This is a genomic window from Herbaspirillum sp. GW821-FHT09A12 (assembly GCF_059418325.1).
On sequence record NZ_JBWKPR010000006.1, the window covers coordinates 150,852 to 163,875 of the forward strand.

9 protein-coding genes are annotated in these 13,024 nt (G+C 65.6%); 7 read left to right on the top strand and 2 right to left on the bottom strand.

Annotated elements, in window-relative coordinates; all coding sequences use genetic code 11:
• The first annotated feature begins 5 nt into the window (after positions 1-5).
• From lipA to AC07N6_RS15365, 4 genes are all read left to right on the top strand, one after another.
• Positions 6-989, top strand: coding sequence for a lipoyl synthase (lipA, locus tag AC07N6_RS15350; RefSeq protein ID WP_050468616.1), 984 nt, complete (start codon positions 6-8; stop codon positions 987-989).
• A gap of 186 nt (positions 990-1,175) precedes the next feature.
• Positions 1,176-1,859, top strand: a complete 684-nt coding sequence (gene ribA / locus AC07N6_RS15355; protein WP_494782299.1) for a GTP cyclohydrolase II — start codon at positions 1,176-1,178, stop codon at positions 1,857-1,859.
• A 143-nt stretch (positions 1,860-2,002) separates the two neighbouring features.
• Positions 2,003-3,172 (top strand): CobW family GTP-binding protein, encoded by a 1,170-nt coding sequence (locus AC07N6_RS15360; RefSeq protein WP_494782298.1) that lies wholly within the window; start codon positions 2,003-2,005, stop codon positions 3,170-3,172.
• Between the two features lie 162 nt (positions 3,173-3,334).
• Complete coding sequence (locus AC07N6_RS15365; protein ID WP_494782297.1) at positions 3,335-6,169, top strand: bifunctional diguanylate cyclase/phosphodiesterase; 2,835 nt, start codon at positions 3,335-3,337, stop codon at positions 6,167-6,169.
• A 66-nt stretch (positions 6,170-6,235) separates the two neighbouring features.
• On the opposite strand, the gene AC07N6_RS15370 is transcribed toward AC07N6_RS15365, so the two are convergent.
• Positions 6,236-6,940: a GntR family transcriptional regulator gene (locus AC07N6_RS15370; RefSeq protein ID WP_494782296.1), complete on the bottom strand. Its 705-nt coding sequence runs from the start codon at positions 6,938-6,940 to the stop codon at positions 6,236-6,238.
• 247 nt (positions 6,941-7,187) lie between these two features.
• Here AC07N6_RS15370 and mnmC point away from each other — a divergent pair, with 247 nt between their 5' ends.
• A complete protein-coding gene (gene mnmC / locus AC07N6_RS15375; RefSeq protein WP_494782295.1) occupies positions 7,188-9,152 on the top strand; it encodes a bifunctional tRNA (5-methylaminomethyl-2-thiouridine)(34)-methyltransferase MnmC2/FAD-dependent 5-carboxymethylaminomethyl-2-thiouridine(34) oxidoreductase MnmC1 in 1,965 nt (654 codons plus the stop codon).
• A 31-nt stretch (positions 9,153-9,183) separates the two neighbouring features.
• Here mnmC and AC07N6_RS15380 read toward each other — a convergent pair whose 3' ends face one another.
• Positions 9,184-9,525, bottom strand: a complete 342-nt coding sequence (locus tag AC07N6_RS15380; RefSeq protein ID WP_494782294.1) for a YXWGXW repeat-containing protein — start codon at positions 9,523-9,525, stop codon at positions 9,184-9,186.
• Between the two features lie 369 nt (positions 9,526-9,894).
• On the opposite strand from AC07N6_RS15380, the gene AC07N6_RS15385 reads away from it, so the two are divergent.
• Positions 9,895-11,109: a low temperature requirement protein A gene (locus tag AC07N6_RS15385; RefSeq protein ID WP_494782293.1), complete on the top strand. Its 1,215-nt coding sequence runs from the start codon at positions 9,895-9,897 to the stop codon at positions 11,107-11,109.
• Between the two features lie 217 nt (positions 11,110-11,326).
• A complete protein-coding gene (locus AC07N6_RS15390; protein ID WP_494782292.1) occupies positions 11,327-12,934 on the top strand; it encodes an NAD(P)/FAD-dependent oxidoreductase in 1,608 nt (535 codons plus the stop codon).
• Positions 12,935-13,024: the final 90 nt, after the last annotated feature.

A 13,024-nucleotide genomic window follows, 5' to 3' on the forward strand; every position in this document is an offset into this window, starting at 1 on the left:
ACACCATGACTACCGACATCACTCCAGCAGCAGATTCCTCCAGCAACGCGGCGCGCGCCAACCCGCTCGACAAGCAGAAGGGCGCCGGCAAGACCGCCTGGATCCCGATCAAGATCGTGGCCGCCGAGAAACTGAAGAAGCCGGACTGGATCCGCGTCAAGGCCGGCTCGCCGACCACGCGCTTCTACGAGATCAAGGACATCCTGCGCGCCAACAACCTGGTGACGGTGTGCGAGGAAGCCTCCTGCCCCAACATCGGCGAATGCTTCGGCAAGGGCACCGCCACCTTCATGATCATGGGCGACAAGTGCACCCGCCGTTGCCCGTTCTGCGACGTCGGCCACGGCCGTCCCGACCCGCTCGACCCCAATGAGCCGGAAAACCTGGCCAAGACCATCGCCCAGCTGAAGCTGTCGTACGTGGTCATCACCAGCGTCGACCGCGACGACCTGCGCGACGGCGGCGCCGCCCACTTCGCCGAATGCATCCGCCGCGTGCGCGAGCTGTCGCCCGAGACCCGCATCGAAATCCTGACCCCGGACTTCCGCGGCCGCATGGACCGCGCGCTGGAAATCCTCAAGATGGCCCCGCCGGACGTCATGAACCACAACCTGGAAACCGCGCCGCGCCTGTACAAGGAAGCGCGCCCCGGCTCCGACTACGAGTACTCGCTGAACCTGTTGAAGCGCTTCAAGGACCTGCATCCGGAAACCCCGACCAAGTCCGGCATCATGGTCGGCCTGGGCGAGACCGACGAGGAAGTGCTGCAGGTCATGCGCGACATGCGCGCCCACAACGTCGACATGCTGACCATCGGCCAGTACCTGATGCCCAGCGGCGACCACCTGCCGGTGCGCCGCTACGTGCACCCGGACACCTTCAAGATGTATGAGGAAGAAGCCTACAAGATGGGCTTCGTGCACGCCGCTGTCGGCGCCATGGTGCGTTCCAGTTACCATGCGGACCAGCAGGCGCATGGATTGGTGTAATCCGGTTTTCGCCTGAATCGCCCGCTCAGCCCCGCCCATGGCGGGGCTGAGTCGTTTTGGGCGGGTCTTTCCGGCGTCGGGTCGGCTTGCAAAGCGGACGATCGCCATCATCTGCAGGTCCTGAAATAAACCCCGCCGCAAGGTAAGATACGCGGTTCACCGCATCCGTATTGAAAGCAGGTTGTCATGTCGTCACCGATTGAGCCCGGCGCCGTGCCGGAAGAAAAACTCGAATTCGTCAGCTCGTGCAAGTTGCCCATGCCATGGGCGACATTTGAACTGCATGCCTTTTACGATGAGATTTCCGGCAAGGAACACCTGGCGCTGTCCTTGGGCGATGTCGGCAACGGCGAGCCGGTGCTGGGCCGCGTGCATTCCGAATGCCTGACCGGTGACGGGCTGTTCTCGCAGCGCTGCGATTGCGGCGCCCAGTTGGAAGCGGCATTGAAGAAGATCGCCAAGGAAGGCCGCGGCGTGTTGTTCTACCTGCGCCAGGAAGGGCGCGGCATCGGCTTGCTCAACAAGATCCGCGCCTATCATTTGCAGGACCAGGGCGCCGACACCGTCGAGGCCAATGAGCGCCTGGGTTTTCCGGCCGACATGCGCCGCTACACCATCGTGCTGCCGATGCTGGCGCACCTGAAGATCACCAGCCTGCGGTTGATGACCAACAACCCGCGCAAGGTCAAGGCGCTGGAAGACAACGGCATCCCGGTGGCCGAGCGCATTCCGCTGATCGCCAACCACAATCCATTCAACATCGGCTACCTCGGCACCAAGGCGCGCAAGCTGGGCCACCTGCTGCCCGGCGTGGGCAAGGCCGGAGAAGCGCCCGCCAAGGTGCCGCTGGACGCGCACGACAACGAGTAAGATTCCCGCAAGACGGATCCCGCGTGGTCCGTTTTTTCATGGCGCGCAGTCCTCCGCAGTCCTCCGCAGTTCTCTTGAGGCATCGGTTAGCATGGAGGTTCACGCGCCGATTCCGCGCCTTATTTCTGCCCGAGCATTCCATCATGAACCCATCCGTACCCGCCGGCGATGCGCCGATTCCCGTTTCCCTGCTGACCGGCTTTCTCGGCAGCGGCAAGACCACGCTGCTCAATTACCTGATCGCCCAGCCGGAGATGAAGGACACCCTGGTCATCATCAACGAGTTCGGCGAGATCGGCCTGGACCACCTGCTGGTGGCGCACAGCCAGGAAGACACCGTGGTCGAGATGAGCAGCGGCTGCCTGTGCTGCACCATCCGCGGCGACCTGAAGAAGACGCTCAAGGACATCACCTGGCGCTTTGCCGAAGGGGGCCAGCGCAAGTTCAACCGCGTGGTGATCGAGACCACCGGGCTGGCGTCGCCGGTGCCCATCCTGCATACGCTGATGACCGACGCCTTCATCGCCTCGCGCTACCGGCTGGACGGCGTGATCGTCACGGTCGACGCCGTCAATGGCATGGCCACGCTGGACAACCACGTTGAAGCGGTGCAGCAGGCCGCGGTCGCCGACCGCCTGCTGCTCACCAAGAGCGACCTGGCCGATGCCGCCCAGCTGGAGCAATTGCGCGAGCGCCTGCGCGTGCTCAACCCGGGTGCGCGGCAATTGCTGCCGCAGCATGGAAAGATTTCGCCGTCCGAGCTGCTGGATGCGGGTTTGTTCAAGCCGGGCGAGAAGATGCCCGATGTGGCGCGCTGGCTCAACGAGGAGGCTTTTGCCGAGAAGCAGGCGCACGACCATCAACACCATGATCATGGGCAGGCCCATGGCCATGACCATCACGATCACCATGATCACCATGATCACCATGATCACGCGCACGACGTGAACCGCCACGACGACCACATCCGCGCCTTTTGCTTCACTTTCGACGCGCCGATCGATCCGGCGCTGTTCGATGAATGGCTGAGCTTGCTGGTCGGTTTCAAGGGCCCTAACATCCTGCGCATCAAAGGCATCCTCAACCTCCAGGGGGAAGACAAGCCGACCGTGATCCACGGCGTGCAGCACATCTTCCATTCGACCGTGACGCTGCCCGAATGGCCGTCCGGGGATCGCCGCAGCCGTATCGTCTTCATCACCCGCGATATCGAGCGCGCCACCATCGAACGCTCTTTCGATGCCTTCATGCAGGCGCAGGCGATCGAGCAGGAAGAACGCAAAAAACAACCATCTTCGCCGTACGGCTATTGAGCTAGGACGCCGGCGGCGGGGCCGGCCGGGCATTTTCCGGGTAAACGCGGGCCGGCGGCCGCGTATTCCGGTTGCGGCCGCCGATAAAAATAAATCTGGTGTTTTTAATAATTTGATGAAGACCAGATTATTATCGGTATCGTTAAAGATAACGATTCAGTTATGCGGCGTGTGATCAACAAGCTGGGGGCAACGTTGTCGGCATCGCTTACGCTGATGCTGGGACTGTGCGCAACCATATTGGTGTTCATCGCCACCAGTCGCCTGGAAGACGATGCCGTCAGCCTGGATTTCGACCGCCGGGCGGCCTTGCGCACCTTTACCGTCCAGCGCGGCCTGGAAGAGGCCGTGCAGGTGCTGTCGGTGATTAACCATTTCTACGCCACCGTCGGCGATCCCACCCGCCAGCAGTTCCGCAATTTCACCCAGCCGCTGCTGGAGCGCTATCCGTATGTGCGCGCCTTCAGCGTCCAGCGCTTCGTCGCCGACGACGACCGGCTGGTATTCGAAGCCCTGCGCCAAGGCTCCGTTCCCGACTTCCAGATCACGGCCTTCATCGACGGCAAGCTCGAGCGGGCGCCCCAGCGCCCGTTCTATCTGGTGGTCGACTACGTCGAGCCGCTCAACGGCAACCGGGCCGCCCTGGGATTGGACCAGACCGGCAACCCGCTCGTCATGCAAGCGCTGGAAGTGGCATTGGCCAGCGGCCGCCCGGCCTCGACGCTGCCCATCCGCCTGGCCCAGTCCTCGCCCGACCAGCGCGGCTTGCTGATGTTGCAGCCGGTCTACCGCGGCGGCATCCAGCCGGACAACGCCGCGGCGCGGCGCGCCGCCATGACGGGCGATACCGCCGTCGTGCTGCAGGTCACCGAATTGGTGCAGAAAATCCTGGACGGCGCCGGCTTGCTGGACGACGACCAGATCGGCCTGCGCATCTTCGTCGGCCCGAAAGCCGATGAATCCAGCCTGGTGTATCGCCATGACAGCGCGATGGAGCAAAGCCATGGCCAACTGGCGGCGCTGGGCGACCTGTTCCGCAAGCCGTCCAGCACCATGACCAGCTTCGACATCGCCGGCCAGACCTGGCATATGGAAATCAGCATCGCCCCGCACTCCTTGCTGGCCGACCATTACGGCTCGCTCCTGATCCTGCTGGCCGGCGTCATTTGCTCCCTGCTGGGAGCGGCCTACCTGCGCGCGCTGTCGATGCGCTCGAACCGCGTGCAGCGCCTGGTCGAGGAAAAGACCGCCGAGCTGCGTTACACCAACGCGCTGCTGTCCGACGACATCAAGGCGCGCCGCCAGGCCGAGAGCGCCCTGCAACTGCGCCACCAGGCCATCGAAGCCAGCGCCAACGCCACCATCATCCTCTCCGCGCAGGCGCCGGACTACCCCATCGAATACGTCAACCCGGCGTTCGGCCGCATCACCGGCTACAGCCCGGCCGAAGCCGTGGGCCAGAGCATCCGTTTCCTGGAAGGGCGCGACAGCGACCCCGGCGGCTTCGAAACCGTGTGGCACGCCATGCGCGAGCAGCGCGAGTACAACGTGGTGCTGCGCAACTACCACAAGGACGGCTCGGAGCTGTGGAACGACTTCTACATCGCGCCGGTGAGGGACGACAATGGCGCCGTGACGCACTTCGTGGCGGCGCTCTACGACATCACCTCCATGAAGCGCTACGAGGCCGAACTGGAATTCCAGGCCAGCCGCGATACGCTTACCGGCCTGATCAACCGCCACATGCTGCGCCACCACCTGGACCAGGCCATCGGCCACGCCGAACGGCAGAAGCAGGCGCTGTGGCTGGTGTTCGTCGACCTCGACCGCTTCAAGTTCGTCAACGACACGCTGGGCCACAAGGCCGGCGACACCCTGCTGCGCACCGTGGCCGGGCGCCTGCGCGCGGCGGTGCGCGAGGCCGACACGGTGGCGCGCCTGGGCGGCGACGAGTTCATCATGATCCTGCCCGAGCAGGATGAGCTCACGCTCGACACCCGCAGCCTGCAACGCATCATGGATGCGGTGGCCGCGCCCATCGCATTGGGCGGCCACACGCTGTTCATGACCTGCAGCATCGGCGTGGCCTGCTACCCGGCCGACGGCACCGATGGCGAGACCCTGATCAAGCACGCCGACATCGCCATGTACCGCGGCAAGCAGACCGGGCGCAACAACTTCCAGTTCTACACGCCGGCCATGAACGAGCAGGCGCTGGAACGCCTGCGCATCGAAGCCGACCTGCGCAACGCGCTGGACAACAACGAATTCCTGCTGCATTACCAGCCCAAGGTCGACCTCGCCAGCGGGCGCATCGTCGGCAGCGAAGCGCTGATCCGCTGGCAGCATCCGCAACTGGGCATGGTCTCGCCGGCGCGTTTCATCGGCCTGGCCGAAGAGACCGGGTTGATCCTGCCGATCGGCGCCTGGGTGCTGCGCACGGCCTGCGTCCAGTGCCGCCGCTGGCAGCTTGGCGGGCATGACGATATCGGCGTTTCGGTCAACCTGTCGGTGGGGCAATTCCTGCAGAAAGACCTGGTGACCTCGATCGCCGACGTGCTGGAAGACACCGGCCTGCCGCCGGCCTCGCTGGAACTGGAATTGACGGAAAGCCTGATGATGACCGATGTCGAGCACGCCATCGGCATCCTGGCCGGCTTGAAGGAGCTGGGCGTGCGGCTGTCGATCGACGACTTCGGCACCGGCTATTCCTCGCTGGCCTACCTCAAGCGCTTCCCCATCGACGTGCTCAAGATCGACCGCTCCTTCGTGCGCGACATCACCAGCGACGCCGACGACGCCGCCATCACCGCGTCCATCATCTCGCTGGCGCGCCACCTGAAGCTGCGCGTGATCGCCGAAGGCGTGGAAACCGACGAGCAGCTGGATTACCTGCGTCATTACGGCTGCGACGAGATCCAGGGCTACCTGTTCAGTCCGCCGGTGCCGGCCGAGAAATTCGAGCAGTTGCTAAGGCAGGAACGGGCAGTGATCTGAGAGCTTGTTCGCGATCTCGTCCGGGGCCGTTCAAATCTAATGGCCATCCCGGCGGCGAAGGCCGGGTCAGGCCTGCTTCCTCTTCGATGCGTATTCTGCGCTGGTCAGCACCCGCGCCAGATGTTCGGCCGCGCTTTCGGCGTGCTGGCGCGCCAGCTTGTCGGCCACCGCCGCGCGGCCATCGATGATGGCTTGCAGGATGGCTTCATGCTCGTCCCACACCGAGATATGGGAGCGCACGTCCGACGAGAGGATGGCGCCCATGGCGCGGCGGATGTGATGCCAGTGGAGGGCGGTGGTCTCGCCCACCATCGGGTTGCCGCAGCTGCGGTAGATGAACTGGTGGAAGTTCATGTCGGCCACGATGCGCGCCGACAGGTCGCCCATGTCGGCGACGCTGCGTCCGGCGGCGATCAGGGCGCGGCCCTCGCGCTGGCCGGCGCTGCGTTCATCGCCGTCCTGCTTCCAGCGTTCGGCGGCCTCGCGCGCGGCCAGGCCGTCCAGCACCGAACGCACTTGGTAGAGCTGCATCAGCCGGGTCGGATCGAGCGCCGTCACCATCACGCCTTTGCGCCCGGCATCTTCGATGAAGCCCTGGCGCTTGAGCAGCTGGAAAGCCTGCAGGATGGGTTGGCGCGATACGCCCAGCTGTTCGGCCAGGCCTTCCTGGGTGATTTTTTCGTTGGGCGCCAGCGTGCCGGAGCAGATCGCATCCAGGATGGCATCGTAGACCTGCTCGATCAGTTGCGCCGGGGCGTCGATTTTGTACATGGAGCTGCCGCTAAAAAGGAATCGGAATGGTAAGGCAAAGAACGGCGCAAGCTGGAAAAGCCGGACATAGGGAGATGGCCTGTTTCAGACAGTTTCCCTCAAAACGCCATTTTCGTGTTCTGTATGCAGATTATTGTTGCGCCGCAGCTTTGTCAAGCCGCACCGTCCGGCGCCAGGCGAAGGCGTAGAATGGCGGCCTTCCAGCCTGCCCAAGATCTCAAGAACCTGTTCTAACACCGGAACACCGATGCCCGCCCGTCCCGTCATCCCAGCCTCTGCCAACCTGCTTGCCGCCTGGCGCGTCGACCCGCATAGCGGCGACGCCGGCCACATGGCGCAATTGCTGGCGATGCCGCAAGCCGGGCTGGATGCCTGCCTGCAAGAGCAATATAGTCCGGCCATCCTGGACCTGCATTTCGGCGCCGGGCTGGCCTTTCTCGCCAGTTGGCGGCGTTTCGACCGGATGCGTGCGCAGGGCGGGGCGCAGCGTTTGCATTATGTGGCGATCCAGCCGCATCCCTGTACTGTCGAACAGTTGCTGGCGCTGCATGCCGGCTGGCAAGAACTGGCGCCTTACGCCGACCGATTGCGCGCGGCGTGGCCGCTGCTGCTGCCGGGTACGCACCGGTTGCTGCTGGATGAGGGCCGCGTGACGCTGACCCTGGTGTTCGGCCCGCTCGACGAAGAATTGGCGCGCCTGGAAGCGCCGTGCGACTTGTTCTATCTGCACGGGCGGCAGCAGGATTTCGACGCCGCCGCTCCGGACTGGAACCCGCATGCCTGCAAGCGCCTCGCGCGCCTGGCCTGGACCGGCGCACGCGCGCTGGTGTTCGACGGCGCGGCCACGGCCGATGCGATGCGCCAGGTTGGCTTCACCGGTGAACCACGGCCAGGCGCGGCGCTGTTTTTGCATTACGCGCCGGCATGGGCACGACCGCCCTCGCATGTGGCCGCGGCCGCCACCCCGTTGCGGCGCCAACCGGAACATGCGCGCCACGCGCTGGTGATCGGCGCCGGCCTGGCCGGCTGCGCCATCGCCGAACGGCTGGCCGCGCGCGGTTGGCGCATCGACCTGGTGGAGGCCGGCGACGGCCCGGCCACCCAGGCTTCCGGCAACCACGGCGGACTGTTCATGCCGGCGCTGGCGCGCGACGACAGCCCGCTGGCGCGCCTGACGCGGGCCGCTTTCCTGTTCGCCGCGCGCCATTGGGAGCGGCTGGGCGGTGTCGGCACGGCGGCGGATGCCGCCATTGCCGGCGAGTGCTGCGGCATCCTGCAGTTCGGCCGCGACGCCAGGCAAGCGCTGTCGTTCGAGCAGGGCGCGCGGGACTGGAACTACCCGCCCGAGTATGCGCGCTGGATGGATCCGGAGCAGGCGCGTGCATTGTTGGGCATGCCGGTCATGGGGGGAGGCTATTTTTTCCCGCAGGCCGGCTGGTTGAATCCGCCGTCGGTATGCCGCCGCCTGTTGGCCGTGGCGCAGCAGGGCGGGGCGACGGCCACGCATTTCGGCCGGCAGGTGGCGGCCTTGCGCCGCGACGGCGGGCATTGGCAGGCGCTGGACCCGGCGGGACACATCATCGCGCAAGCGCCGGTGGTGATCCTTGCCGCCGGCGCTCAGGCGCGCGCGCTGGCGCAGAGCGCATCGCTGCCGCTGAACGCGGTGCGCGGCCAGGTCACGCATCTGCCGGCGGCAGGGTTTCCCGAGCTGCCGGTGGCCCTATGCGGCGACGGCTACCTGACCCGTCCCTATGCCGGCCATGTGTGCATGGGCGCCAGCTATGACCGCGACGATGGTGTCGGCCTGCGCGCCGGCAGCCATGCCGAGAACCTGCAGCGCCTGCGCAACATGCTGCCGGGGATCGATCAACGCTACGCCATGCCGGATGCGCAAGCGGCCAATCTGCCGGGCCGCGTCGGCTTTCGGTGCATCGGCCCCGACCGCCTGCCGCTGGTGGGCGCCTTGCCCGACATGGATGCCGCCGCCGCGCTCGCGCCTACCCGGCTGGACGCCGTGCCGCGCCACGCCGGCTTATATGGCTTGCTGGGTTATGCTTCGCGCGGGCTGATCTGGGCGCCGGTCATGGCCGAACTCCTGGCGGCGATGCTGGAGCGCGAGCCCCTGCCGCTGCCGCGCGACTTGCTGGCCGCGCTCGATCCGGCCCGCTTCGTATGGAAAACCGATGTCGGGACGGCGGCGGCCGACGACTGATTCTTTCTCCCCAAACGCGCTCAACAAACGTTCAACGCATCCAGCGGCCCGGAACGAAGTACCAGCCGCCATGCCGGCCTTGCTGCCAGTGCGCCGGTTCATAGCGGGCATAGCCGCGGCGCGCGCGTTCCCAGTGGCCGCCCATCCAGACGTGGCGGTGGCCGTTCCAGGCCCAGTAGCCGGGCGCCCAGGCATAACCTGGGCGTGGCCGCGGCGCGACTTCATAGCGTGGCGGAGGCGGCGCCGTGCCGATGCGCACATTGACCGAACCGACCGCCTGGGCCTGGGCCGCGGGCGCGGCGGCGATGACCGCGCCGATGGCAGTCAGGGTGGTCAGCAAAGCGAAGGCGAGGCGTGTTGTTGTGGTTTTCATGATGGGCTCCTGCTTATCGGGTGTTCATGGACGGCACATGGATTGATTGGTTGCGCATCGCGCATGACCGTGAGTTCAATGTAGAGGGCCGCCGCGTTTGACGCTGTTAATTTGTGTTTCGATTTGTGTCGCCTTTTTCCGCCATCGCGATGCGCCGATGCGTTGCCAATTTGCCGCATCCCGCAGGAAAATTTCGACAAAGCCGGGTCGCCGATATTGTTGGCGAGAGGGGCGCGTGCGAGGATGGTCGACAGGATGTAAAGAACAAGAAAACCTCAGACGCATTTCACGCCGCCGTGCGATGCGTTCTTGTAACAAGCTCCGGCGTACTGTTACTTGGCGCCGGCTGCCGACCTCCGGAATTGCGCCATGAACCAACAGATCCGCCATCACAAATCCCATCGGCCATCCCTGCTGCGCGTGCGCGACGGCCACGAAGCCCGGGTCTCCTTCGTCGAACTGTTCTTCGACCTGATCTACGTCTTCGCCGTGACCCAGCTGTCGCACAGCCTGCTGGAAAATCTCACGCCCGAAGGCGCCATCCAGACTCTGGTGTTGTGGTTCGCGGTCTGGCTGGCGTGGCAATACACCGCCTGGGTGACCAACTGGTTCGACCCGGAAGCCCTGCCGATCCGCACCTTGCTGTTCGCCATCATGCTGGTCGGCCTGCTGATGGCGGCGGCGCTGCCGGAAGCGTTCGGCGAGCGCGCTCTGGTGTTCGCCATCGCTTACGCCGCGATCCAGGTCGGCCGCACCTTGTACGTGCTGGCCAGCCTGGGCCGCGACCATGAACTGGCCGCCAACTTCCGGCGCATGCTCGGCTGGCTGTCGCTGTCGGCGGTGCTGTGGATCGCCGGCGGCTTGCTGCCGCAATACCGGCTGGGTTTGTGGATTGCCGCCGTGGCCTGCGAGTACATCTCCCCCATGCTCGGCTTCTACCTGCCCGGCATGGGCCGTTCGCGCACCGGCGACTGGAGCATCGAGGGCGGCCATCTGGCCGAGCGCTGCCAGCTGTTCGTCATCGTCGCCCTGGGCGAAACCCTGCTGATGACCGGCGCGACATTGGCCCACGCCCACGCATGGGAAATCCCGGTGCTGGTGGCCTTCATCGTCACCTTCGTGGGGGCGGTGGCGATGTGGTGGATGTATTTCGACACCAGCAGCAAGGACGGCAGCGAAGCCATCGTGCGTTCCGACGACCCGGGGCGCATCGGCGCCTATTTCCATTACGTGCATGTGGTCATCGTGGCCGGCGTGATCCTGTCGGCGGTGGGCAACGAGCTGGTGATCGCCCATCCCGACCAGCGCATCGACGTGCTGCACGCGGCGTTGCTGATCCTGGGGCCGGCCATCTATGTCCTGGGCAACGGCATCTACAAGCAGGTGGTTTACCGCCGCTTCCCGCTCTCCCACATCGCCGGCCTGGCGCTGCTGGCGGTGCTGGCGCCGCTGGCTTTCTTCACCGACCTGTTGATGGTGAGCGGCCTGACCACCGCCGTGCTGGTGGTCGTCGCGGGCTGGGAAGGCTGTGCGCGGCGGGCGGTGCGGCTGGGGTATCTGGACGAGCACGCCGCCGATTTCTGACGCGCCCGGCGCGCTGCCGTCAAAAAGCCCGGCAAGCCTGCAAGCCCGGCAGCCCGCCCACTGGGCCGGCCAGCCGCGGCTGGAGTAGAATGTCGCCTTTCGCGCAGCCCGCCTTGCGCCCTGTCCACCGGGGCCCGCGCCGGGCCCGTCCGCCGGGACAACGCCTTCGGCCGCGCCGCTCCCATGCATTTCAAGCCACACTGGAAAGTCCCCGCACATGTTGCGCATCAATGAGCTATTCCTTCCGCTGGACCATACGGAAGACGACCTGAACGCCGCGATCCTGGAACGCCTGGGCATCGCCGCCGACGAGCTGGTCGGCTTCACGCTGTTTCGTCGCAGCTACGACGCGCGCAAGAAGAGCGCGGTGATCCTCACCTACACCATCGATGTGGAAGTGAAGGACGAAGCGCAGGTGCTGGCGCGCAACCAGAACAAAACCAATGTCGGCCCCACGCCCGACACCGGCTACCACTTCGTCGGCCGGGCGCCGGCCGGCCTGAAGCAGCGCCCGGTGGTGATCGGCTTCGGCCCGTGCGGCCTGTTCGCCGCCTTGTTGCTGGCCGAGATGGGCTTCAACCCGATCATCCTGGAACGCGGCAAGACCGTGCGCGAGCGCACCAAGGACACCTGGGGCCTGTGGCGCCAGCGCGAACTCAAGCCGGAATCCAACGTCCAGTTCGGCGAAGGCGGCGCCGGCACCTTTTCCGACGGCAAGCTCTACAGCCAGGTCAAGGATCCCAAGCATTACGGCCGCAAGGTGCTCAAGGAATTCGTCGCCGCCGATGCCCCGCCCGAGATCATGTACGTCAGCAAGCCGCACATCGGCACTTTCCGCCTGGTGAAGATGATCCAGCTGATGCGCGAGAAGATCGAACAGCTGGGCGGCGAATTCCGCTTCGAGCAGCGCGTGGAGGATGTGCTGATCGAAGACGGCCAGATCCGCGGCCTGACGCTCGCATCCGGCGAGCAGATCGCGGCCGACCATGTGGTATTGGCCATCGGCCACAGCGCGCGCGACACCTTCGAGATGCTGTATGAGCGCGGCGTCTACATCGAGGCCAAGCCGTTCTCGATCGGCTTTCGCGCCGAACACCCGCAGTCGCTGATCGACAAGTGCCGTTTCGGCCCCAGCGCCGGCCACCCCATCCTCGGCGCGGCCGACTACAAGCTGGTGCACCACGCCGCCAATGGCCGTTCGGTCTACAGTTTCTGCATGTGCCCGGGCGGCACCGTGGTGGCGGCCACCTCGGAGCCGGGGCGGGTGGTCACCAACGGCATGAGCCAATACTCGCGCAACGAGCGCAACGCCAACAGCGGCATCGTGGTGGGCATCACCCCGGCCGACTATCCCGGCCACCCGCTGGCCGGGATCGCCTTCCAGCGCGAATGGGAAAGCCGCGCCTATGAACTGGGCGGCGGCAACTACGACGCGCCGGCGCAACTGGTGGGCGACTTCATCGCCAACCGCCCCTCCACGGCGCTGGGCAGCGTGGAGCCGTCCTACAAGCCGGGCGTCAAGCTGGGCGACCTCAATCCGTCGCTGCCCACGTACGCCATCGACGCCATCCGCGAAGCGCTGCCGGCCTTCGACAAGCAGATCCGCGGTTATTCGATGCATGACGCCGTGCTGACCGGCGTCGAGACCCGCACCTCGTCGCCGATCCGCATCAAGCGCGACGACCATACGTTGCAAAGCTTGAATACCAAGGGGCTGTATCCGGCCGGCGAAGGCGCCGGTTATGCCGGCGGCATCATGTCGGCCGCCATCGACGGCATCCGCGTGGCCGAGGCATTGGCGCTGGATATCATCGGCCGGCCCTAAGCATCCGGCAGACAAGACAAAAGGCCGCTCCGGTTTCCCGGAGCGGCCTTTGTCGTTTGCCTGCTGCTTATTACTGCTGGGTGTTGTTGC

What these genes read in the sequence shown, in the direction of transcription:
- AC07N6_RS15360 (WP_494782298.1), top strand. Translation starts at nt 2,003, where the DNA reads ATGAACCCATCCGTACCCGCCGGCGATGCGCCGATTCCCGTTTCCCTG.
- AC07N6_RS15385 (WP_494782293.1), top strand. Translation starts at nt 9,895, where the DNA reads ATGAACCAACAGATCCGCCATCACAAATCCCATCGGCCATCCCTGCTG.
- AC07N6_RS15380 (WP_494782294.1), bottom strand. Translation starts at nt 9,525, where the DNA reads ATGAAAACCACAACAACACGCCTCGCCTTCGCTTTGCTGACCACCCTG.
- AC07N6_RS15390 (WP_494782292.1), top strand. Translation starts at nt 11,327, where the DNA reads ATGTTGCGCATCAATGAGCTATTCCTTCCGCTGGACCATACGGAAGAC.
- ribA (WP_494782299.1), top strand. Translation starts at nt 1,176, where the DNA reads ATGTCGTCACCGATTGAGCCCGGCGCCGTGCCGGAAGAAAAACTCGAA.
- AC07N6_RS15370 (WP_494782296.1), bottom strand. Translation starts at nt 6,940, where the DNA reads ATGTACAAAATCGACGCCCCGGCGCAACTGATCGAGCAGGTCTACGAT.
- mnmC (WP_494782295.1), top strand. Translation starts at nt 7,188, where the DNA reads ATGCCCGCCCGTCCCGTCATCCCAGCCTCTGCCAACCTGCTTGCCGCC.
- AC07N6_RS15365 (WP_494782297.1), top strand. Translation starts at nt 3,335, where the DNA reads ATGCGGCGTGTGATCAACAAGCTGGGGGCAACGTTGTCGGCATCGCTT.
- lipA (WP_050468616.1), top strand. Translation starts at nt 6, where the DNA reads ATGACTACCGACATCACTCCAGCAGCAGATTCCTCCAGCAACGCGGCG.